This window comes from Martinezella miluonensis, from assembly GCF_900094545.1.
Taxonomy (GTDB): Bacteria; Pseudomonadota; Alphaproteobacteria; order Rhizobiales; family Rhizobiaceae; genus Rhizobium; species Rhizobium miluonense.
Map to the genome: position 1 here is coordinate 315,505 of NZ_FMAH01000001.1, position 23,353 is coordinate 338,857.

Annotated in this window: 18 protein-coding genes; 10 read left to right on the forward strand and 8 right to left on the reverse strand. The window is 61.4% G+C overall.

Features of this window, described 5'->3' with window-relative positions:
* Positions 1-32 precede the first annotated feature (32 nt).
* Entirely contained in the window at positions 33-1,019 is a 987-nt protein-coding gene (locus GA0061102_RS01595) for a Gfo/Idh/MocA family protein (protein WP_092843375.1), read from the reverse strand.
* 317 nt (positions 1,020-1,336) lie between these two features.
* Between GA0061102_RS01595 and GA0061102_RS01600 the strand changes: the two genes are divergently transcribed.
* From GA0061102_RS01600 to GA0061102_RS01615, 4 genes are all read left to right on the forward strand, one after another.
* Complete coding sequence (locus tag GA0061102_RS01600) at positions 1,337-1,906, forward strand: isochorismatase family protein (RefSeq protein WP_092843377.1); 570 nt, start codon at positions 1,337-1,339, stop codon at positions 1,904-1,906.
* The gene (locus tag GA0061102_RS01605) at positions 1,903-2,901 is read left to right on the forward strand and encodes a GlxA family transcriptional regulator (RefSeq protein WP_092843379.1); all 999 of its coding nucleotides are present in this window, start codon (positions 1,903-1,905) and stop codon (positions 2,899-2,901) included. The genes GA0061102_RS01600 and GA0061102_RS01605 overlap by 4 nt, the downstream gene beginning before the upstream one ends.
* Positions 2,902-3,007: 106 nt before the next feature.
* Positions 3,008-3,958 carry an aldo/keto reductase gene (locus tag GA0061102_RS01610; protein ID WP_092843381.1) on the forward strand — a complete coding sequence of 317 codons (951 nt, stop codon included), beginning with the start codon at positions 3,008-3,010 and terminating at the stop codon, positions 3,956-3,958.
* A gap of 13 nt (positions 3,959-3,971) precedes the next feature.
* Complete coding sequence (locus GA0061102_RS01615; RefSeq protein ID WP_092843383.1) at positions 3,972-4,415, forward strand: GNAT family N-acetyltransferase; 444 nt, start codon at positions 3,972-3,974, stop codon at positions 4,413-4,415.
* On the opposite strand, the gene GA0061102_RS01620 is transcribed toward GA0061102_RS01615, so the two are convergent.
* Together GA0061102_RS01620 and GA0061102_RS01625 are read right to left on the reverse strand one after the other, a co-directional pair.
* Positions 4,405-5,022 carry a hypothetical protein gene (locus GA0061102_RS01620; RefSeq protein ID WP_092843385.1) on the reverse strand — a complete coding sequence of 206 codons (618 nt, stop codon included), beginning with the start codon at positions 5,020-5,022 and terminating at the stop codon, positions 4,405-4,407. The genes GA0061102_RS01615 and GA0061102_RS01620 overlap by 11 nt on opposite strands.
* Before the next feature lie 147 nt (positions 5,023-5,169).
* A complete protein-coding gene (locus GA0061102_RS01625) occupies positions 5,170-6,063 on the reverse strand; it encodes a LysR family transcriptional regulator (RefSeq protein WP_092843387.1) in 894 nt (297 codons plus the stop codon).
* Between the two features lie 131 nt (positions 6,064-6,194).
* Between GA0061102_RS01625 and GA0061102_RS01630 the strand changes: the two genes are divergently transcribed.
* The 4 genes from GA0061102_RS01630 (at position 6,195) to GA0061102_RS01645 (ending at position 15,716) form a co-directional block, all read left to right on the forward strand.
* Positions 6,195-7,190 carry an aldo/keto reductase gene (locus GA0061102_RS01630; RefSeq protein ID WP_092843389.1) on the forward strand — a complete coding sequence of 332 codons (996 nt, stop codon included), beginning with the start codon at positions 6,195-6,197 and terminating at the stop codon, positions 7,188-7,190.
* A 253-nt stretch (positions 7,191-7,443) separates the two neighbouring features.
* Positions 7,444-12,960: an alpha-2-macroglobulin family protein gene (locus tag GA0061102_RS01635; RefSeq protein ID WP_092843391.1), complete on the forward strand. Its 5,517-nt coding sequence runs from the start codon at positions 7,444-7,446 to the stop codon at positions 12,958-12,960.
* An 8-nt stretch (positions 12,961-12,968) separates the two neighbouring features.
* Positions 12,969-15,056, forward strand: a complete 2,088-nt coding sequence (gene pbpC / locus GA0061102_RS01640) for a penicillin-binding protein 1C (protein ID WP_092843393.1) — start codon at positions 12,969-12,971, stop codon at positions 15,054-15,056.
* A 300-nt stretch (positions 15,057-15,356) separates the two neighbouring features.
* Entirely contained in the window at positions 15,357-15,716 is a 360-nt protein-coding gene (locus GA0061102_RS01645) for a nuclear transport factor 2 family protein (protein ID WP_092843395.1), read from the forward strand.
* A gap of 253 nt (positions 15,717-15,969) precedes the next feature.
* On the opposite strand, the gene pheT is transcribed toward GA0061102_RS01645, so the two are convergent.
* The 5 genes from pheT to infC form a co-directional block, all read right to left on the reverse strand.
* A complete protein-coding gene (pheT, locus tag GA0061102_RS01650; protein ID WP_092843397.1) occupies positions 15,970-18,393 on the reverse strand; it encodes a phenylalanine--tRNA ligase subunit beta in 2,424 nt (807 codons plus the stop codon).
* Between the two features lie 16 nt (positions 18,394-18,409).
* On the reverse strand, positions 18,410-19,492 hold the full coding sequence (gene pheS / locus GA0061102_RS01655) for a phenylalanine--tRNA ligase subunit alpha (RefSeq protein WP_092843399.1): 1,083 nt from the start codon (positions 19,490-19,492) through the stop codon (positions 18,410-18,412).
* Between the two features lie 328 nt (positions 19,493-19,820).
* Positions 19,821-20,225: a 50S ribosomal protein L20 gene (gene rplT, locus GA0061102_RS01665; RefSeq protein ID WP_004108079.1), complete on the reverse strand. Its 405-nt coding sequence runs from the start codon at positions 20,223-20,225 to the stop codon at positions 19,821-19,823.
* 37 nt (positions 20,226-20,262) lie between these two features.
* Positions 20,263-20,466 (reverse strand): 50S ribosomal protein L35, encoded by a 204-nt coding sequence (gene rpmI, locus GA0061102_RS01670; RefSeq protein ID WP_003570998.1) that lies wholly within the window; start codon positions 20,464-20,466, stop codon positions 20,263-20,265.
* A 318-nt stretch (positions 20,467-20,784) separates the two neighbouring features.
* A complete protein-coding gene (gene infC, locus GA0061102_RS01680) occupies positions 20,785-21,321 on the reverse strand; it encodes a translation initiation factor IF-3 (RefSeq protein WP_028750883.1) in 537 nt (178 codons plus the stop codon).
* 281 nt (positions 21,322-21,602) lie between these two features.
* On the opposite strand from infC, the gene GA0061102_RS01685 reads away from it, so the two are divergent.
* Positions 21,603-22,415, forward strand: a complete 813-nt coding sequence (locus GA0061102_RS01685; protein WP_092843403.1) for an alpha/beta hydrolase — start codon at positions 21,603-21,605, stop codon at positions 22,413-22,415.
* A gap of 236 nt (positions 22,416-22,651) precedes the next feature.
* The gene (locus tag GA0061102_RS01690; RefSeq protein WP_092843405.1) at positions 22,652-23,251 is read left to right on the forward strand and encodes a transglutaminase-like cysteine peptidase; all 600 of its coding nucleotides are present in this window, start codon (positions 22,652-22,654) and stop codon (positions 23,249-23,251) included.
* The last annotated feature ends 102 nt before the right edge of the window (positions 23,252-23,353 follow it).

Here is a 23,353-nt window from a genome sequence, read left to right on the forward strand (position 1 = left end):
CCCGGAATTGCTTAAATGAGTACGAAAGGCGGTCAGACCGGCTCCCAGCCATCCTTTTCGCTGGCGCGGTAGATGGCGTCGATGACCTTCTGGTTGAGCTTCGAGCTTTCCAGCGGCACGATTTCCGCACCCTTGCCGAGTGCGGCGGATGCGAAGGCTTCCGCCTCGCGTCTGTACTGGCGACTGTCGGGGAAGCGGAAGATCTGCGATTCCGAGTGGCTGCGATTGGTCAGTTCCAGCTCTTCCGCGCCATAGCGATCGGCATTGAAGGGCGACTTCACCTCGATGAAACCTTCCGTGCCGTGGAAGACCATGACCTGACGATTGGCCATCTGCGTCGAGATGTAGAAGCTAAGCTCGAAGTCGCCGAAATCGGCCTTGATGCTGGAATAGATGTCGGTGCCGAATTCCGGATCGCGCTCCGTCACCGCTTGAATGCGCAGGGGTTCGCGGCCGGTGACGAAACGAGTGCTGATCGTCGGATAGATGCCGATATCGGGCAGGCCGCCGCCGCCAAGCGCAGGGATATTGCGCATGTTGCCGGCATCGCGGTTGAAATAGGTGAAGGCGCCCTGGATATGGCGCAGGCGGCCGATGGCGCCATCGGCGAGCAACGAGCGGACCTTCCGCCAGACCGGCGCATAGGCGACCATATAGGCTTCCATCACCAGTACCTTGTTGCGATCGCGGGCGGCAATCAGGCTGTCGATTTCATCCGCCTTGAGCGCGATCGGCTTTTCGCAGAGCACATGCTTGCCGGCATCGGCCGCCTTGATCGTCCATTCGACATGCTGCGAGGTCGGCAAAGGAATGTAGACGGCGTCGATGGTGTCGGAAGCCAGCATCTCCTCATAGGAGCCGAAGGCATGCGGCACGGAGAAGCGGTCCGCCATCTGCCGGGCGCGATCAAGATCGCGGCTGGCGATGGCAGTCACAACGCAATTTTCCGCATCCTGAATGGCGGGCACCACCAGATCGCGGCCAATCTTCGCCGTCGACAGAATTCCAAAACGCAGCATCTCTCTCTCCTGAAGCATCATCCCGAAGCAGACGGCAGCATGGCGACGATCGCGACATGGCCCTTCCGGCGGGATCCTTTGTGAACACGGTGTGTAGAGCGAAACGAGGGTCATTCCGCTCCGGACGAAACCGACGCCAACCTTATTCGGCCATTTCCCAAGGCGCAACGCCCGAGACGGCCCGTGCGCGCGAACGCTGAGGCGTGACGCTCATCGCATCATGTCCGTATTTGTCCTCTTTCTGTCTGCCAAATGGCTTTCTGAGCCTTCATACGACGCCTAGTCTCGGCTATCCTTCAAGCACAGGAGATACGCAAATGTCCCAAGCCGATACCGCACTGCTCGTCATCGATGTTCAGGAATCCTTCCGCCAGCGCCCCTATTGGCGTGCCGACGACCTGCCTGCTTTCACCAACCGCCTGCAGGCGCTGATCGACGGAGCCAAGGCAAAAGGCATTCCCGTCGTCCAGATTTTCCATGTCGAAGATGAGGACGCGCATTTCAGCCTGAAGAGCGGCTATGTCCGCAAGCTTGACGAAATCTCGCTGGAGGCCGATGCCGTGTTTCACAAGCGCCGCCATTCGGCGCTCGTCGGCTCCGGCCTCGATGTCTGGCTGGTAGCAAACGGCATTCGCAAGGTGATCGTCTCTGGCATCCGCACCGAGCAGTGCTGCGAGACCACGACGCGGCACGCATCCGATCTCGGCTATGAGGTCGACTATGTCACCGAGGCGACGCTGACCTTCCCGATGACGCACGCCTCGGGCACGGTCTTCAGCGCCGACGACATCAAGAAGCGCAGCGAGCTGGTGCTGTCGGGCCGTTTCGCCCGCATCGCGACGGTCGAGCAAGCCCTCGCCGAAGCATCGATCCGGAGTGCCGCATGACCCAAAGCGACCGACACCTCCATCGACGGACCATTCCCGTTTACGTCGTGCTGCCGCCCTATACGCTGCTGATGGACGTAGCCGGGCCGGTGGAGGTGTTGCGCCGCGCCAACATCGAACAGGACGACGTTCTGTTCGATTATCGCTTCATCGCCGCCCAGGCATCGCAAACAACCTCGGTCGGGCTGATGCTTGCCGACCTCAAGCCCTTGCCGGATCACATTCCCGATGGGGCCTATGTCATCCTATCCGGCAGCGTGACGCCACCTGACGATGCCGAAGATATCGAGCCCGAACTAACCGCGCTTGCCGCCTGGTTGAAGGGCGCGATCCGTCCGGGCATCACTCTCGTCACCATCTGCTCCGGAGCGGTGCTTGCAGCCCGGGCCGGCCTGATGGACGGCTATGCCTGCACCACGCATGCCGCCTGCCTCGACGAGGTCAGGGAACACGCACCGACGGCAAGGGTTCTCGACAACCGGCTCTATGTCGAAGACCGGGAGCGCTATTCGAGCGCCGGTATCACGACGGGCACCGACCTGATGCTGCACCTCGCCTCCAAGCTGACCTCGCCGGTGACGGCGCTGACCATTGCCCGGCACATGGTCGTCTACATGCGAAGGACCGGCGCCGAGCCGCAGCTTTCGCCCTGGCTGAGCGGCCGCAACCATGTGCACCCTGCCATCCACCGCGTTCAGGATGCGATCATGGCCGATCCGGCGCACAGCTGGTCGCTTTCCGAGCTTGCCGGTATCAGCGCAATGAGCGCACGCCATATTTCACGGCTGTTTCAGGAACATGCCGGCTTGTCGGTGACGGCTTATGTCAATCTGATGCGCGTGACGCTGGCGCGGGACGTGCTCGCCAATTCGCGGCTCGACATGGAGCGCGTGGCGGAAAAATCCGGCTTCGCTTCACCAAGGCACATGCGGCGTGTTTGGTCGAAATACAACGCGCTGCCACCCAGCCACTATCGACGCTCGACGGCGGAATAAAGAAATCGTTAGTGGAATTTCACGGCTTGCGGCGCTAGCCTGCCTTGTCCCTCCCCGCTGGCGCCTCTGACGCCGGCTTCCTGCTGAAGTGATTTGGAGATGTATCATGGACATGCGCAAGCTTGGACGAACCGATTTGTCTATCGCCCCCATCGTTTTTGGCGGCAATGTCTTCGGCTGGACAGCCGATGAGAAAACCTCCTACGCCCTGCTCGACGCCTTCTTCGACGCCGGCTTCAACACGATCGACACGGCCGATGTCTATTCCCGCTGGGTTCCCGGCAACAAGGGCGGCGATTCCGAAGAGATCATCGGCAAGTGGCTGAAGCAGGGCCGCATTTCGCGCGACAAGGCTGTTATCATCACCAAGGTCGGATCGGACATGGGGCCGGGCAGGAAGGGCCTGAAGGCCGACTATATCATCGAGGCCGCCGAAGCCTCGCTGAAGCGGCTGCAGACCGATCATATCGATCTCTATCTCTCGCACTGGCCGGATCCCGAGACGCCGCATGAGGAATCGCTTGCCGCCTATGCGAAGCTGAAGGAACAGGGCAAGATCCGCCATGTCGGCTGCTCGAACCTCGATGCAACGCAGCTCCAGGCTTCGCTCGATGCCGCCGCCAAGGCCGGCCTGCCGCGCTACGATGTGCTGCAGCCCGAATATAACCTTTATGCCCGCGACAGCTTCGAGGGGCCGCTGGCGGATCTCTGCATCAAGGAAGACATCGGCGTCATCACCTATTTCAGCCTCGCCGCCGGCTTCCTGACCGGCAAATACCGCAGCAAGGCAGATACCGAGGGACGGGCGCGCGAGAACCGGGTTGCCGCCTATCTCGACGACAAGGGTCTGCGCATCCTCGCCGCTCTCGACAAGGTCGCCGCCGAAACCGGAGCGAAGCCCGCCGAGATCGCGCTTGCCTGGCTGCTGCGCAAGCGCGGCGTCACGGCCCCGATCGCCAGCGCCACTAGCCTCAGCCAGCTTGACGCGCTAATCAATTCGTTGAAGCTTTCGCTTTCCGACGATGCCATGCGCCTGCTCGACGCAGCCGGCGAATAAGAGAGACCGGCCGATGACAGTGACGATCCGAGACGCCAGACCCGAAGACGAAGCGCGCTGGCGTGCTCTGTGGGACGGCTACCTGGCCTTCTACCGCGTCACCATCGCGCCTGATATCACCGATGCAACCTGGCGCCGGGTCTTCGATCCGGCGTCGGCAATCTTCATGCGGGTCGCTGAGGTCGACGGCGATGTGAAGGGTTTCACGCTCTGCATCACCCATGAGGGCACATGGACGCTCGCTCCCGACTGCTATCTGGAAGACCTGTTCGTCGATGAAAGCGCAAGAGGCCACGGCGTTGGGCGGGCGCTTCTGGACGATCTCGTCGCGCTCTGCAAGAAGAACGGCTGGGGTCGCCTTTACTGGCATACCGAAGAAGGCAATGCGACCGCTCGCAAGCTCTACGACACCTACGTGAAGAGCGATGGACATATCCGTTATCGCATCAACTTCTGAGTTTGGGAAAACCCTCATAAAGGGCGGAATGATCGCCCTCCCAGTTCACCATGCCCGGCTTGGTGAGCATGCCGCGCGGGCTGACAAAGCTCTGGATGGTCCGCATCGGCCGCTCGTGCCACTGGATGTTGAAGGCCCATAGTTTCGGGAAGAAGCAGAGCGACGCATAGGGGAGGTGATCGTGAATCCACCAGGCAAGCTTCTGCCAATCGCCCTCGTGGGCGTGGTGATCGATCAGCCACGGCACGACGATGCAGACTGCCGAGCCCATGCAGCCATCGAGATCGCGCATATCCCATATGTGATGCGCGGCGGTGTGAGGGTTGGTCGAGCAGTTCAGCCCATTCTTGTTGCCGAAGGCATTGACCTCGGGCGAGCGGTAGCCCGAGCGGATATGTAGCCGGCCAAAGGTCGCCTCCAGCGGCTCCAGCAATTCCTCGCAGAGCCTGCGGCCGGTCTCGATCGCGAGATCGGGATCCTCCGGAATATTTGGGATGCGATAGAAATCGGCGATTTCCGAATGCAGGAAATCGCGGAAGAAGAAATTCTTCGAAAGCCTGACGCGGCCGAGATCCTCAAGCCCCTTCATCGACCCCGGTTTTCTCATCGCGGCAATCTCCTTCCTGAAACCATCCGATCAGTCGAGGCGAGTTATGGCATCGCCGCCGCCCGATTTCTGTCAGCAGTCTCTCTCGCTGTTTGCTCCTACGCAATTCCGGACGCAAAACCGGTGCCCACTTTTGCTGGAATTGCTCTAAGGCCCAGTATATTTAAAGAAATCGATGAAGGCTCTGAGCGCCGGGCGCATCTGGCGGCGGCTCGGATAATAGATGCAGAAGCCAGGATAGGGTGGGCACCAATCCTCGAGCACGCGGATGAGCTTGCCTTCGGCCAGCTCCTGCTGCACGCGTATGTCGAAGAGATAGGCGAGGCCGGCGCCGTTGACGGCTGCCAAAACCCCGAGCCGATCCTCGATCACGATCAGGGGGCCATCGATGGCGACGACCAGCTCGCGGCCATCCTTCTCGAACTCCCAGCGATAGAGCGAGCCATCGGTAAATCGCCGCTTGATGCAGCGGTGATGAACGAGATCGCGCGGATGCAGAGGCTTCGGATGCTTCTCGAAATAGGCCGGGGAGCCGGCGATGACGGTGCGTATATCAGGCGAGACCTTCACCGCGATCATGTCGCCCTCGATGCTTTCCGCCAGCCGGATTCCGGCATCGTAGCCTTCCTTGACGATATTGCTGAAGCCATCCTCATTGGCGATTTCCAGCGTGATGTCCGGGTAGGTATTGAGGAAATCGCCGAGCCGCGGCGCCATCAGGAGATCCGAGGCAAAGCGCGGGGCGGTGATGCGCAACGTACCGGCCGGGCGGCCACGGGTCGCAAGGGTGTCCTCCAGCGCGATGTCGATCTCCTCCAGAGCCGGCGCCAGCCGCTGGAGCAGCGCCTGGCCTTCCTCGGTCGGGAGCACGCTGCGCGTGGTGCGGGCAAGCAGCCGCACGCCAAGACTTTCTTCAAGGCTGGAAACGGCATGGCTGACCGCGGACGGAGCGATCGACAGTTCCTTGCCGGCAGCGCGGAAGCTGCGATGTGCGGCGACGGCGGCAAAAACCGCGAGTTGGGAGAGCTGGGTTCGATTCATTGATCTATATTATAGAACAGCCTGTAAGGATTTGCATGGATTTTCATTCATTATGCGGAACCCTACCTTGAGCTCGTAGGCAGCGGACATAAGCCCCCTGCCACTCCCATAAGGCTCAAGAGGAATAGACCATGAAAACCCGCAGGCTTGGTAAGGATCTCACCGTTTCCGCCGTTGGACTCGGCTGCATGGGCATGAGCTTTGCCTATGGCTCGGCCGACGAGGCGGAATCCGTGAAGACGCTCCTTCGCGCCGTTGATCTCGGCGTCACCTTTTTCGACACCGCCGAAACCTATGGCCCCTTCACTAACGAGGAGCTGCTCGGCCACACGCTGAAGCCGGTTCGTGATCGCGTGGTTATCGCCACCAAATTCGGCTTCAAGCTCGACCATACCAAAACCGGTCCGGCCGCGATGATCGGCGTCGACAGCCGGCCCGAACACGTCAAGGAAGTCGCCGAGGCTTCGCTGAAGCGGCTCGGCACCGATGTCATCGACCTCTTCTACCAGCATCGCGTCGATCCGAACGTGCCGATCGAAGACACGGTCGGCGCCATGGCGGAGCTGGTGAGAGAGGGCAAGGTGCGGGCGCTCGGCCTTTCCGAGGCCGGTTCGGCTACCATCCGCCGCGCCCATGCGGTGCATCCGATCGCCGCAGTGCAGAGCGAATATTCGCTGTGGACCCGCGATCCGGAGGAGGACGTGCTTGCCACGTGTCGCGAACTCGGCATCGGCTTCGTGCCCTACAGCCCACTCGGCCGCGGCTTTCTGACCGGTGCGATCCAAAAGACGGATGATCTGGCCACCGACGATTTCCGCCGATCGCTGCCGCGCTTCCAGAGCGAGAATTTCGATGCCAACGCGGCTCTGGTCGCCAGGTTGCAATCACTTGCCGAGGAAAAGGGCATCACGGCGGCACAACTGGCGCTCGCATGGGTGCTGCACCAGGGCGACGACATCGTGCCGATCCCCGGCGCCCGCAAGCTGCATCACCTCGAGCAGAATGCAGCAGCTGCCGATATCGTGCTTTCGCAACAGGAAGTGAAGGAACTTGGCGACATCATCGCGCCCGAGAACGTCGCCGGCAAGCGGTATAGCGATGCCTCCCTTGCCATGACGAATATATGACAATTGAGGCACTGCCATCGGCTGAACGAAGACACCGGCCATCAAGGCCGGTGTCATTTTGGGACTGAAAAGAAAAGTGAAGTTCTCCCAAGAGGTAGCGGAATATGCGGATCGTCTGATTTGCAGGTTCTTTCAAGCTCCTAGAAAGATCGTCATAGGCGTAAATCTTTGCCATCTCTCCACGCTCGGTTGACAAACGGGTCTGAAATTTGAAGATTGCGCCATCAAAAACGGGGCAGCGTTGGGAGGACTTATGTCTAAGCGCGCGTTTATCGGCTTCTCTACTTTTCTTCTCGCCACTTTCGCATCTCTGAGCCTTTCGGCCGCGGCTGACGTCAAGCGCCAGGTGGTCACCACGAAGGATGGCGATTACTTCGGTTTCGATCTGCGCACCGAGCAGAACGTCACGCTGGACCAATGCTCCGCGTCCTGCATCGGCGACAAATCCTGCAAGGCCTTCACCTACAATCCCAAGGTGAAATGGTGCTTCATGAAGTCCGACTTCAACCAGCTCAACAGCTTCCCTGGCGCGATCGCCGGCAAGATCGTCGAGACGGCTGCCGTCACGGAACCGGACATTGGTGCTGCCCCCGCCCTTTCCTTCCTGTCGGACGATTTCGTTAAAAGCGCGCGCGACGCCAAGAGCACGCTGACGCTCGGCAGCGAGTTGAAAGGCCAGGGCGTCGAAAGCCTGATCGCGCTCGGCCGTATCGAGCTGACCTCCGGCAACGTCAACAATGCCCTCAACGCATTCCAGGGGGCGCTCTCGCTCAGCCCGGACAATGGCGATCTCTGGGTCGAAATGGCGCGCGCCGCCAATACCGTCACGAACGATACGTCCGTCGCCACCAGGGCGGCCTATGCGGCGCTCAACGGCTACCAGCTGACCCGCACGACGAGCAGCCGCGCCGATGCGCTCGCAGTTCTCGCCGAGGCGCTGAAGAACGCGCAGAACTATCGCCCGGCGCTCGGCGCCTACAAGGCGAGCCTTAATCTCGTCAGCTCCGCCGCTGTCCAGGCGGCCTATAACGATCTTCTGGCCCGCCAGGGCTTCCGCGTCACCGGCAACACGCTCGACAACGACAACGCTTCGCCACGCGCCTGCGTGCAATTCTCCGAAAAGCTGGTGAAGAGCGGCGTTGACTACACGCCTTTCGTCACCCTCAACGGCGCGGCACCGAAGGGCGTCGATGCCAAGGACAACCAGATCTGCGTCGAGGGCCTGGAATTCGGACAACATTACCGCATTTCGCTGCGCGCCGGTCTGCCCTCCTCCGTGGATGAAAACCTTGCCTCCCAGGTCAATGTCGACGTCTACGTCAAGGATCGCACGGCCTCGCTGCGCTTCACGGGCGACAATTTCGTGCTGCCCTCCACCGCACGCCGCGGCATTCCGATCGTCTCCGTCAATGCCAACACGGCCAATCTCAAGCTCTACCGCATCGGCGATCGCAACATTGCGCAGCTCCTCAATGGATCGCAGTTCCTGACACAGATGGACAACTACAGTGCCCAGACCATTCAGGACACCAATGGCGAACTGGTCTGGCAGGGCTCCATCGAGATCAAGCAGGAGCTCAACAAGGATGTCGCGACCAGCTTCCCGGTCGACGAGGCGCTGCCGAAGCGCAAGCCCGGCGTCTATGTGCTGACGGCGGTTGCGCCCAACAGCGGCCATGAATGGGATCCGCAGGCTACACAATGGTTCGTGGTTTCCGATATCGGCGTCACCACCTATGCCGGCACCGACGGGCTGAATGTTTTTGCCCGCTCGCTCGGCAGCGCCAAGCCGCTTGCCGGCGTGCAGCTGCAGCTGCTTGCCAAGAACAATGAAATCCTCGGCACCGCAAAGACCGATGACAAGGGCCGCGCCACCTTCAGCGCAGGCCTGATGCGCGGCACGGCGGGGATGACGCCAGCCGTCATCACCGCGCAGAATGGCGATCAGGATTATGTCTTCCTCGACATGACGCGCGCAGGCTTCGATCTTTCCGACCGCGGCGTTGCCGGCAGAACCGCGCCCGGCGCGATCGACCTGCTGACATGGACGGAACGCGGCATCTACCGCGCCGGCGAAACGGTGCATGCCTCGGCTCTTGCCCGCGACGTCAGCTCGACGGCGGTCGAAAAGCTGCCGCTTACCTTCGTCTTCCTCCGCCCCGATGGCGTCGAGGACCGCCGTATCGTCACGGACGGCGGCAAGCTCGGCGGCTACAATGTCGACCTGCCGCTGCAGCAGACATCAATGCGCGGCACCTGGACGATGAACATCTATACTGACCCGAAGGGCTCTTCCATCGGCTCGCAGACCTTCCTCGTCGACGACTTCGTGCCGGATCGCATCGAATTCGATATGAAGAGCGATGCCAAGGAAATCGAAGTCGGCCAGCCGACGCCGATCAATGTCGACGGACGCTACCTCTATGGCGCTCCGGCAGCCGGCCTCAACCTCGAAGGCGAAGTGACGCTGAAGCCGACGCGCCAGAGCGATGCCTACAAGGGCTATCAGTTCGGCCTCGCCGACGAAGGCGCCGGCAAGGCAAATGCAAACAATGACGACGACAGCAGCGGCGGCGACAGCAAGGCCGAGAGCACGCAGGTGCCGCTCGAAGACCTGCAGGCGCTGGACGAAGACGGCAAGACCACCTTCAACGTCACCATCAACGACACACCTTCGACCACGCAGCTGCTGAACGCCAACATCACCGTTCGCATGCAGGAAGCCGGTGGCCGCGCCGTCGAGCGCTCGCTGACGCTGCCCGTCAAGGCAGATGGTCCGCGCATCGGCATCAAGCCGGAATTCGACGGCGATCTTGGCGAGAATGCCATCGGCAACTTCCACGTCATCGCTGTCGATGCCAACGGCCAGAAGCAAGCCATGCAGGGCCTGACCTGGAAGCTGCTCAGCGTCGAGCGCAATTATCAATGGTATCGCGACGGCAATAGCTGGAAATATGAGCCGATCATGTCCACCAAGCAGGTGGCGGTCGGCACGGTGAACGCCACGACCGATGGCGCGGCAATTTCCATGCCCGTCACCTGGGGCCGCTACCGGCTGGAAGTTTCCACCGCCGATGCCAACGGCCCTGAAACGAGCATCGAATTCAATGCCGGCTGGTATGTCGCCTCCACCTCGACGGAAACGCCGGATGCACTGGAAATCGCGCTCGACAAGGCAAGCTATCATGTCGGCGACACCGCCAAGCTGAAGGTGACGTCGCGCTATGCCGGCCAGTTGATGGTGACAGCCGGCTCCGAAACGCTGATTTCGGTCACCAGTGCCGATATCGGCGCCACGGGCGGCGAAGTCGACATCCCGGTAACAGCCGATTGGGGTGCCGGCACCTATCTGACCGCCACCCTCTTCCGCCCCGGTGAAGCGCAGGAAAGCCGCATGCCGATGCGCGCCATCGGCATCAAATGGGCGCCGGTCGATCCCGGCGAGCGCAAGCTGCAGATCAAGCTCGACGCGCCGCAGAAGACCTTGCCTCGCCAGCCACTGACCATCGGCGTGCAGGTATCGGGCGCCGGCGCCGATGAAGACGCTTACGTCACGGTTGCCGCCGTCGATGTCGGCATCCTCAACCTGACGCGCTACCAGCCGCCAGCACCGGACGAGTGGTATTACGGCCAGCGCCAGCTCGGCCTTGAAATCCGCGACATCTACGGTCGCCTCATCGACGGCTCGCTCGGCGCGACCGGCAAGCTGCGCACCGGCGGTGACGGCGGACAAGCCGCCCTGTCCGCGAGCCCGCCGACGGAAAAGCTGGTCGCCTTCTTCTCAGGCCCGGTCAAGCTCGACGCCAGCGGCAAGGCCAATGTCAGCTTCGACATCCCGCAGTTCAACGGCACGGCAAGGCTGATGGCTGTGGCATGGTCGAAGGCAGGCGTGGGGCATGCGACGCAGGACGTGATCATCCGCGATCCGGTCGTCGTCACGGCCAGCCTGCCGAAGTTCCTCGCACCGGGGGACAAGGCGAACCTGCGTCTCGATGTTGCCAACACCGACGCCCCCGCCGGCGAGTATACGCTCGCGGTTACGGGCAACAGTGCCGTGAGCGTGGATGAAAGTGCCACGCAGCAGAAGATCAACCTGCAGGCCGGCGGCAAATACAACATCACCCTGCCGCTCACCGGCGGGAAGCCCGGCGACGGCACGGTCTCGATCAAGCTGTCGAATGCTTCGGGACTCTCGCTCGATCAATCGGTCGACATCCCCGTTCGCCCTGCACAGCTGCCGGTCACCGAACGGCGTCTCATCGCGCTGGCGCCCGGCAAAAGCCTGACCGTCAATGCCGACCTTCTTGCCGACAGCGTGCTGCCGGGCGCCTCGGTCAGCGTCAATGTCAGCCGCTCCAGCGCCTTCGACGTGCCGGCGCTGCTGATGAGCCTCAGCCGCTATCCCTATGGCTGCGCCGAACAAACGGCGAGCAGCGCGCTGCCGCTGCTCTATTTCAGCGACATGGCGATCAAGAACGGCCTTGCGGACGACACCGAAATCCGCAAGCGCGTGCAGGACGCCATCTATCGTGAAATGTCCTACCAGTCCTCGACCGGCAGCTTCGGCCTCTGGGCCCCCGGCTCGGGCGATCTCTGGCTCGATGCCTATGTGACCGACTTCCTGACCCGTGCGCGCGAGCAGAAGTACAGCGTGCCGGATCAGGCCATGGTGCAGGCCCTGGAAAATCTCCAGAACGCGCTGAGCGCCAACACCAACGTCAAGGATAACGGCAACGAGATCGCCTATGCGCTCTACGTGCTGGCACGCAACAAGAAGGCCTCGATCAGCGATCTGCGCTATTATGCCGACACGATGCTGAACGACTTCCCGACGCCGCTGTCCAAGGCGCATCTGGCTGCGGCTCTGGCGCTCTATGGAGACGCACAGCGCTCGCGCAACATCTTCGTCGATGCCTTGCAGATGTCGCAGAAGGCGGCCGTCACCAAGGTCAGTTTCGCCCGTTCGGATTACGGTTCGTCGCTGCGCGACGGTGCCGCCGTGCTGGCGCTTGCCGCCGAAAGCCGCCCTGTCCCGCCGATCATTCCCGATCTCGCAAGCGTCGTCGCCAAGGATTGGCAGAGCCGGAAGTATACCAGCACGCAGGAACAGACCTGGATGCTGCTCGCTGCCCGCGCCCTGCAGAATGGCGATGACGGCCTGACGCTCGACGTCAACGGCGCTGCCCATACCGGCACCTACATGGCGCAAATGTCGGGCGATGCCCTGATGGGCCATCCGCTGACCGTCACCAACACGACGCGCCAGCCGCTGTCTGCGGCCGTCACCTCTGTCGCCGCTCCGGCTGCACCATTGCCCGCCGGTGGTAATGGCTTCAAGATCGAGCGCAAGTACTACACGCTCGATGGCGAAGAGGCGAATGTCAGCCAGGCACAGCAGAACGAGCGCTATGTCGTCGTGCTGCACGTCATAGGCGACAATGACTGGCCGCAGCGCCTTCTCGTGACCGATCTCCTGCCTGCGGGCTTCGAAATCGACAATCCGAGCATTGTCAGCAGCGCCCAGCTTTCGAATTTCGACTGGCTGAGCGATGTGCAGCCGGCCCATGTCGAGTTCCGCTACGATCGCTTCGTTGCCGCCTTCGACCAGACCTACGGCGCTAACCGCGACCTGAGCTTCGCCTATGTCGTGCGCGCCGTTACACCCGGCGTCTACGACCATCCGGCCGCGAGCGTCGAGGACATGTATCGTCCGCAGTCCTCGGCCCGTACAGCGATGGGCCGCATGGAGGTGCTGGCCGCCCAGCAGTAAGTGCAGCCATGAAAGCACGATGGAAGATTGCGATCGGCCTTGGAGCCACTGCCTTGACGGCGGTGGCTCTGGTCTTCGGCCTTAAGGCCGCGGACCGCGCCTTTCCGCCGCCACTGGACAATGCCCGCCTGGTCTCGGCCGAGGTACTCGATGCCAATGGCGATCTCCTGCGCGCCTTCGCCACGCCAGAGGGGCGCTGGCGGCTGAAGACAGGGTTTGCCGATGTCGATCCGCAATATCTGCGCATGCTCGTCGCCTATGAGGATCGGCGCTTCTACGATCATCACGGCGTCGACCCCATAGCGATCGGCCGCGCCTTCATGCAGCTCGTCACGCATGGCCGCATCGTCTCGGGCGGCTCGACGCTTTCCATGCAGGTGGCGCGTCTGATCGAGCCGCGCAGCGAGCGGTCGGTAACGGCGAAGCTTCTGCAGATCGTCCGTGCCATCCAGATCGAGCAGCGGCTCAGCAAGGAGCAGATCCTCGATCTCTACCTGACGCATGCGCCCTACGGCGGCAATCTGGAGGGCGTTCGGGCGGCAAGCCTTGCTTATTTCGGCAAGGAGCCGCGCCATCTGAGCGTGGCGCAATCCGCCCTACTCGTCGCCCTGCCGCAGCTGCCGGAAAAGCGCCGGCCGGACCGCAATCTTGCGACCGCACAGGCTGCCCGCCACCGCGTGCTCGAGCGCGCTGCCGTCGCCACCATCATTGGCGAAGGGGAAGCCGAGCGCGCTGCGCTGACACCCATCCCGGCCGACCGGCGGCAGCTGCCTGCCTTTGCGGCGCATCTCGCCGAACTCGCTCTCAAGAAGCAGCCCGGCGTCATCCAGCATCGGACGACCCTGCGCCGCAGTGTGCAGCAGGGGCTGGAAGCCGTCGCAGACGCGGCGGCAAAGCGGCTCGGGCCAAAAGTATCGGTGGCCATGATCATGGCCGATGCCAAGACGGGCGAGATCATCGGCGAAGTTGGCTCGGCCAACTATTTCGATTCCAGCCGCTCGGGATGGGTCGACATGACCCGCGTGCTGCGCTCGCCCGGCTCGACCTTGAAGCCTTTCATCTACGGCCTTGCTTTCGAGCAGGGCTATGTGGCCCAGGAGACGATCATCGAGGATCGCCCGGCCGATTTCTACGGCTACCGCCCCCGTAATTTCGATATGACCTACCAGGGTGATGTGAGCGTGCGCCAGGCGCTGCAGCTGTCGCTCAACGTGCCGGCCGTGCGGCTGCTCGATGCTGTCGGGCCGACCCGGCTGCTGGTGCGCTTCCGCCGCGCCGAGGTGAAGCCGAAACTGCCGCCGAACGAAGCGCCCGGCCTTGCCATCGGCCTCGGCGGCGTCGGCGTCACCCTTAAGGACCTCGTGCAGCTCTATGCAGGGCTTGCCAATCGCGGCAAACCCATGCGGATCGGCGATGGCGTTCAGGACCAGCCGGGACCGATCGACGGCGAGCCGCTGATGGAGCCGATCGCAGTCTGGAACATCACCGACATTCTCTCGGATATCATCGCACCGCGCGGCAGCAAGCAGCTCGGCATCGCCTACAAGACTGGCACCAGCTACGGCAATCGCGACGCATGGTCGATCGGCTATGACGGCGCGCATGTGCTCGGCGTCTGGGTCGGCCGGCCGGACAATGGCGCGGTTCCAGGGTTGGCAGGCTATGTATCGGCGGCACCCATCCTGTTCGAGGCCTTCGCCAAGTCAGGCGTCGCCATCACGCCTTTCCCCCCGACGCCCATGGGGGCGGTGCGCATCTCAGCGACCGAACTGCCTATCAGCCAGCGGCGCTTTTCCGTTACGGCCGCCGGGCTGCTGGCCGCTTCGAGCCGCGAGCCGGCGCCACAGATCGTCTATCCGCCCGAAGGCGCGCGCGTCGATCTCGGGGCGAGCAGCGGTGTCGATCAGATCGCGCCGCTAGCGCTGAAGCTGCAGGGCGGACGGGCACCGTTTCGATGGCTCGCCAACGGCAAGCCACTGCCCGAACTTTCGCGCCGCCGCACCAACCAATGGACGCCCGATGGCGCCGGCTATTCGACGCTGACGGTCATCGACGCCGCCGGCCGAGCCGCAAGCGTGCGGGTTTTTGTCGAATAGAGCCTACAGCCCCGCGCGTCACATGTGACGCGCAAAGGTCGCTGTAGCACTTTAGATCTGCTGCATAATTTTATCCTTAAATCGATTTCGATTTAGGGAATTATGCAGTAGCAAATCCTCGTGACCGCACTGTCGTATTTTTGCCAGCCTGCATAGCCTATGGTATCTTAAAGCGCGTCGCGATCTTTCAGATTCGCTATGTGCGCTTTAAGTTTTGATGTTTCGCATGTCGTTATCGCAAAACCGCTGCACACTTTTGCGCGACATGCGTCAGACATGACTCAAACGAGGAATGGCGAGATGTCGGAAGAGCAGGCAATCCGTGCGGTTGTTCACCTCTATGTCGATGGCATGGCATTCGCGAATGAGCCGGCGCTGCGCAAGGCACTGCATCCGCGCGCTGATATCATCGGCAATTATCAGGGTGTGGTCGAATGGATGACGCGGGATGAATTCATCACTGCGATCGTGGAAGAAGGCAGCGCCCCGCCCGGCACTATACCTTTGATGGAGATCGAGCTGATCGACATCGAAGGCGATGCGGCCAGCGTCAAGGTCGTTGACGAATTCGCCGGCATGCGCTTTTCGGACTATCTGTCATTGCTGAAGATCGATGGGCGGTGGAGCATCGTGAACAAGGTCTATCATCTGCATCGGTAGATGATGCGACACCGAATATGCCGAGCCTCTGATACCCCCCTCTGTCGCTGTCGCGACATCTCCCCCACAAGGGGGGAGATCAGTGGGAGTTTGCTGCTTATCCTCGTTAAAGCAGAAACCTCGGTTTCAACAGATGCGATGTCAGCTTGAGGCGAAAGAGTGCCGAAGGTTACCAATCTCCCCCCTTGTGGGGGAGATGTCCCGAAGGGACAGAGGGGGGTGCCGAGCTCTCCGCGAACTCGGCAGCAGCCGATTACCCTCTCAGCACCCCACCCGTCGACTTCGTCACGTTCGACACAATCTTCTGTGTCAGCACTTCGAAATCCTCGTCGGTGAGCGTCCGCTCGGCCGGCTGGATCTGCACCTCGATGGCGATGGACTTCTTGTCTTCGCCGAGCGACGCACCTTCGAAAATGTCAAAAACGTTGACGCCGGTTACCAGCTTGCGGTCGGCACCGGCAGCAGCGCGGACGACGGCGCCAGCTTCCACCGACTTGTCGACAACGAAAGCGAAGTCGCGCTTGACGGCCTGGAACGGAGAAAGCTCCAGCGCCGGCTTGGTGCGGGTCGCCTTCTTCTTCGGTTCGGGCATGGCATCGACATAGACTTCGAAGCCGGCAAGCGCGCCGGAGACATCGAGCGCTTCCAGCGTCTTCGGATGGAATTCGCCGAAATAGCCGAGCACGACCTTCGGGCCCATCTTGATGGTGCCGGAACGACCGGGATGATACCAGGCCGGACTGCCCTGCTCGATCTGGATATTGCCCATCGGCAGGCCGCAGGCTTCGAGCACCGCCAGCGCATCGGCCTTGGCGTCGAAGACGTCGACCGGCTTGCCGCCGCCCTTGGCAGCGTTCGACCACATGCGGCCGACGCCGGCAAGCGTTGCCGTGCCGCGGCGGATGCCGCCGGCCACGCGACGCTGGCCCTCGGGCGTGTCGTTCTCATAGGTGCCGGAGACTTCGAAGATCGCGACGTCGCCGTAGCCCTTGTCGGCATTGCGCTGCGCAGCCGACAGGAGCCCTGGCAGCAGCGAAGGGCGCATGTCGGACATGTCGGCGGCGATCGGATTGGCGAGCTTCAGCGCGTTGGAGCCGCCGCCGAAGAGCCTGGCCTGATCTTCGGAGATGAAGGACCAGGTCACGGCTTCCAGCATGCCACGCGATGCGAGCGCGCGCTTGGCAGTCCGCGTGCGGATCTGCAGCGTGGTCAGGATCTTGCCGTTGACGGCGGCATGGCTGCTAAGCGGCTGCGGCTTGATATTGTCGACGCCGTGGATGCGCATGATTTCTTCGACGAGATCGGCCTTGCCGTCGACATCCGGGCGCCAGGAAGGAACGGCAACTGAAATGCGCTCGCCCGAACCGGAAACCGAGAAGCCGAGCTTCGTCAGGATGGATTTGCTCTCATCGGCGGAGACTTCAAGGCCGGTCAGGCGCTTGACTTCCGACAGCGGGAAATCAACGACCTTGGCCTCATAGCCCTTATAGCCTTCGACGCGTGCCTTGGCGGCCGTCCCGCCGCAGCTGGCAAGCACCAGCTCGGTCGTGCGCTCAAGGCCGGGCACCATATATTCCGGATCGACGCCGCGCTCGAAACGATAGCGCGCATCGGTGATGATGCCGAGGCTGCGGCCGCTCTTGGCGATGTTCATCGGATCCCAGAGCGCCGACTCGATCAGCACATCCGTGGTGTTCTCGTCGCAGCCGGAATGTTCGCCGCCCATGATGCCGCCGATCGACTCGACGCCGTTATCATCGGAGATGACGACATTGCTCGGGTTGAGCTTGTATTCGCGCTCGTCGAGCGCCAGCACAGTCTCACCGTCCCTGGCGCGGCGCACGACCAGATTGCCCTTGACCTTGGCGGCGTCGAAGACGTGCATCGGGCGGCCTTGGTCGAAGGTCATGTAATTGGTGATGTCGACCAGCGCGCTGATCGGACGGAGACCGATGGCGAGCAGGCGCTGCTGCATCCACTTCGGGCTCGGGCCGTTCTTGACGCCGCGCACGAGGCGAAGCGCGAAGCCGGGGCAAAGGCGCGCATCGTCCAGGTCGATCTTCAGCTCAGTCGTCGTTTCGCCTTCGACGGCGAAGGACGGCGTGCTGCGCGGCTTCAGCGTGCCGAGGCCGGATGCGGCGAGATCGCGGGCGATGCCGTAGACGCCGGTGCAGTCCGGGCGGTTCGGCGTCAGATTGATCTCGATCATCGGATCGTCGAGGCCGGCATAGGCGGCAAAGCTCGTGCCGACGCGCGCATCTTCCGGAAGATCGATGATGCCGTCATGGCTGTCGGAGATTTCCAGTTCCTTTTCCGAGCACATCATGCCGCGGCTCTCGACACCGCGAATGTTGCCGATGGCGAGCGTCACGTCGATGCCGGGAACATAGGTGCCGGGAGCGGCGAAGGCGCCGATAAGGCCGGCGCGTGCATTCGGTGCACCGCAAACGACCTGAACCGGGGAACCGGTGCCGGTGTCGACCATCAGCACCTTCAGGCGGTCGGCCTGCGGATGCTTTTCTGCTGACAGCACCTTGGCGATGACGAAGGGCTTGAACGCCGCCTTATCGTCGACTTCCTCCACTTCCAGCCCGATCATCGTCAGGCGGGCGCAGATCTCGTCGAGCGTGGCGTCGGTTTGCAGGTGCTCTTTCAGCCAGGAGAGTGTGAATTTCATGTTCTTTATCCCTTCCTTACGCGCTCAGGCCGCCGAACAGGGTCGGCATATCGAGCGGGCGGAAGCCATAGTGGTTCATCCAGCGGACATCGGCGTTGAAGAAGTCGCGCAGGTCGGGCATGCCGTATTTCAGCATGGCAATGCGGTCGAGGCCCATGCCCCAGGCAAAGCCCTGATATTCGTCCGGATCGAGCCCACCATGGCGCAGCACGTTCGGATGCACCATGCCGCAGCCGAGGATTTCCATCCAGTCGGTGCCTTCGCCGAACTTGACGATCGGGCCGGAACGATCGCACTGGATATCGACCTCGAAGGACGGCTCCGTGAACGGGAAGAAGGACGGGCGGAAGCGCATCGTCACGTTGTCGACCTCGAAGAAGGTCTTGCAGAATTCCTCCAGCACCCAGCGGATGTTGCCGACATTGGCCGTCTTGTCGATGACGAGGCCTTCGACCTGATGGAACATCGGCGAATGGGTGGCGTCGCTATCCTGGCGATAGGTCTTGCCGGGGATGATGATGCGGATCGGTGGCTTTTGCGCTTCCATGGTGCGCACCTGCACCGGCGAGGTGTGCGTGCGCAGCACCTTGCGCTCACCCTTCTCGTCCGGCTGGAAGAAGAAGGTGTCGTGCATTTCGCGCGCCGGATGCCCTTCGGGGAAGTTCAGCGCCGTGAAGTTATAGTAATCGGTCTCGACATCGGGACCTTCGGCGATCGAGAAGCCCATGTCGCCGAAGATGGCGGTGATTTCATCGACGATCTGGCTGATCGGATGGATGCGGCCGCGTTCGGCCGGCGAAGAGCGAACCGGCAGGCTGACATCGACGGTCTCGGCCTTCAGCTTCGCGTCGATCGCGGCCTCCCGCAGCGCGCCCTTACGCTCGTTGATCGCGTCACTGACGGAATTCTTCAGCGCGTTGATCGCTGCGCCGCGTGTCTGCCGCTCTTCCGGCGACATCGAGCCCAGCGTCTTCAACAGTTCCGAGACCGAGCCCTTCTTGCCAAGCGCGGCGACCCTGACGGCTTCGATCGACTGCTCGTCGGTCGCCGCGGCCACGTCGGCCATGAGTTGGGTTTCAAGTGTTACGAGTTCCGTCATCTGATCCTGCCTTGCGGGCGGCGGGCTTGGAACGCCGCTCATTCCGCGGAATAATGGATGAACGCCCGCATCAGACAGCTTGTGGCAACGATGAGGCGCTGCAGATCACTATCCATGTGCAAGCGGCCAATCAACCGGGCAAATGACAAAAACACGCCAAGAATGCGGTCCTTGCCACTTGTCGCCCGATGCGCGACCCATTTTTCGAGCCTCGCCCAACAAGACAGCCTGACACGATGGAAAAGCGTATGCTGCAAAACACAAAACCCGCGCCGGTTTCGCCAGCGCGGGTTTCATAATGAATTTACGAAAGACGTGCGAGGCAGCGTTAGTTAACGGCTGCTTCGAACTCGTTCTTCGTGCCGGCTTCCTTGAGGTACTCAAGCGCCTTCTTCGAAGCAGCAACGAGCGCACCGAAAGCTTCCGACTCATGGATTGCCATGTCGGAAAGAACCTTACGGTCAACTTCGATGCCAGCCTTGGTCAGGCCGTCGATGAAGCGGCCGTAAGTCAGGCCGTGTTCGCGGACGGCAGCGTTGATGCGCTGGATCCAGAGAGCGCGGAAGTTGCGCTTGTTAACCTTGCGGTCGCGATAAGCGTACTGCTTGGAACGATCGACAGCGGCCTTGGCTGTGCGGATGGTGTTCTTGCGGCGGCCGTAGAAGCCCTTGGCTGCCTTCAGAACCTTCTTATGCTTGGCGTGGGCGGTAACGCCTCTTTTTACGCGTGCCATTTCATGATCTCCTTAGTCTATAGCGTTACGAATAGTCTTAGAGACCGTTCGGCAAGTAGTTCTTGATTACCTTACGGCCATCCGGTTCTGCGAGAACCATGGTGCCGCGGGCATCGCGAATGAACTTGTTGGTACGCTTGATCATGCCGTGGCGCTTGCCAGCAGCGGCGGCCTTGACCTTGCCGGTTGCGGTGATCTTAAACCGCTTCTTGGCAGAGGACTTCGTCTTCATCTTGGGCATTTTGCTACTCCTTCGATGCTTCCTGGCGTGCTTTTCTAAAAAGCCCTTCCTACAGGTCCGGACAGGCCGGGCTGCAAAAGGTGCCGGAGCGTTTGTTGTTGAACGGCGGATCCGGTGACGAACCGCCCCGCCAGCATTCTGAACTGCCACGGCATGCCCTGCCGGTCAGTTCGGACGCGCGCTTATAACCGCAGTTGCCCGCAAGTGCAACGGGCCGGATGCGCGATTCTTTGCAGATCGATGACAGAACTATATTGCGGACAAAAGGAAAAAGCCGCCCATGGGACGGCTCCGGCCTCTCTTACATCGACCTGCGCCTCACTTCGGCGCAAGCACCATCATCATCTGGCGGCCTTCGAGCTTCGGCTCGGCTTCCACCTTGGCGATCTCGAGCGTGTCTTCCTTGACCTGCTGAAGAAGCTTCATGCCGAGTTCCTGGTGGGCCATTTCGCGGCCACGGAACTTCAAGGTCACCTTCACCTTGTCACCTTCTTCAAAGAAGCGACCGATCGCCTTCATCTTCACCTCATAGTCATGGGTGTCGATGTTGGGGCGCATCTTGATTTCTTTGACTTCGACGATCTTCTGCTTCTTGCGCGCCTCGGCGGCCTTCTTCTGGTTGGCGTATTTCAGCTTGCCCAGATCGAGGATCTTGCACACAGGCGGTTCAGCATTAGGGGAAATCTCTACCAGATCGAGACCGGCCTCCTCTGCCATTCTCAATGCCTGGTCGGTCGGGACGATGCCCATATTCGCGCCGTCAGCAGCGATGAGCTGTACTTTGGGAATGCGAATTTCCCTGTTGGAACGTGGCCCGTCCTTTACGGGCGCATCGGTTTTAAAGGGTCTGCGAATGGTCGTATTCTCCACGAATTGTTTCGGATAGCTGCAGCCTCTCGCTCCCCGTCAGCGCAACTGACGGAAATGTCGTAAAAGCTATGTTGAAGTCAATAGCATGACATCAGGAAAAAAGCACCTCCCGCGTGTCAACACGGTGTCATAGAGACGCGAGATGCGAGAAGGACACAGTATTATTGCCAAATGACACCAAAGCTCGCGGCAAAGAGCCGAGGATTTTTCGGGTCACGCCCGCGCGAATCTGTTCTATAGAGCAAAAAAACTCCGGGAGTTTCTTGATGTCCGAAGCAGCTACAGCCACCCAGCCGACCTTCCTTTCCGTTGGCACGGGCGACAGCGAACGCCAGATCGCGATCCTTGAGCGCGCCGCCGGCAACGGCGCGAAGAATGTCAGCTTCGTATGGCTATCCGGCTATCGATCCGACATGAGCGGCACCAAGGCGGTGGAACTGGACGCGCTGGCGGAACGGCTCGGTCTCGGCTGTATCCGCTTCGACTATTCCGGCCACGGTCAATCCGGCGGCAAGTTCACCAACGGCACGATCTCGCGCTGGCTGGAAGAGGCGCTCGCGGTGGTCGACCATACCAAGCCGAAGAGGATCGTCCTCGTCGGCTCGTCGATGGGCGGCTGGATTGCGCTCAGGGTCATTCAGGAGCTGCGCAAGCGCAAGAAGGCCCCTGCAATCGCCGGTCTCGTCCTCATCGCGCCCGCGCCCGACTTCACCGTCGATCTCATCGAGCCGAACCTCTCGGGTGTCGAGCGACGCTCGCTGGCGGAGCGCGGCTATTTCGAGGAACCGTCGGAATACAGCCCCGAGCCGAACATCTTCACCCGCGCCCTGATCGAGGACGGCCGCGCCAATCGCGTGCTCACCGGCATCATCGAGACCGGCTGCCCCGTGCACATCCTGCAGGGCATGGAAGACGTCGACGTGCCCTTCTCGCATTCGTTAAAGCTGGTCGAGCACTTGCCAGCCGACGACGTGGTGTTAACACTTGTACGCGATGGCGATCACCGCCTGTCGCGACCGCAGGATCTGGAGCGCATGCTCACCGCCGCAGAGACGCTCGCGCTTCATAATAGTCAGTAAAAACAATCTGATATACTTGAAGTAGCCCGCCGCGAAACCTCCTCGCCGGGCATCGCTTTCGCGCGCCTCCCTAATTCAGGGAGGTATAGAATTATGGCAACTACCTCCTCGATTGTGCCGAAATTAACCATACGCGCCGGTTCCGTCGTTAACACTTAAGTAACGATTGACTTGTCAGGCCCCGCTACATTAACAATTTGTTAACAAATGCAGGGACGATACAAGGAATAGTGGGCGTGCGTATTAAGGGCGTATTGGTTGCCTTCGCTGCTATGATTGCGATGTCTTCGGCGGCAATGCCGGCGTCTCAACGGAGCGTATCGATGACGGTCGGCAACGTCACTTCCCAGCCGATCGGGCACTATGATTTCTGCCAGAGACATACCGACGAATGCGGTCCGGTCCGCAATGTCGGTCCCGTCGATGTGAACGCCGCCTCCTGGGCGCTGATCAACCAGGTCAATCTACGCGTCAACAAGACCATCAGACCGGCAACGGACATGGAAGTCTACGGCCAGGAAGAATATTGGGAATATCCGAAGACCGCCGGCGACTGCGAAGATTTCGCCCTGCTGAAGCGCAGGCTGCTGATGCAGAGCGGCATTTCCGCCTCCAACCTCTTGATGACGGTCGTGCGCAAGCCTGATGGCGAAGGCCACGCGGTGCTGACGCTGCGCACCAAGCAAGGCGACTATATCCTCGACAACCTCGAAGACGAGATAAAGCTCTGGTCGAAGACCCCCTACTCCTACCTGAAGCGCCAGGCGAGCTTCAACACGGGACGCTGGGTCACCATCGAAAACGGCAACGACGTTCTGGTCGGCTCCGTCAAGTAAGCAAGAACCATTCGCTTGATGCAAGAAGGCCGGCCCAACGGACCGGCCTTTCGCTTCTGCTCATGTGTAATAACAGTCCTCACACGCGGATGAGGACGAATT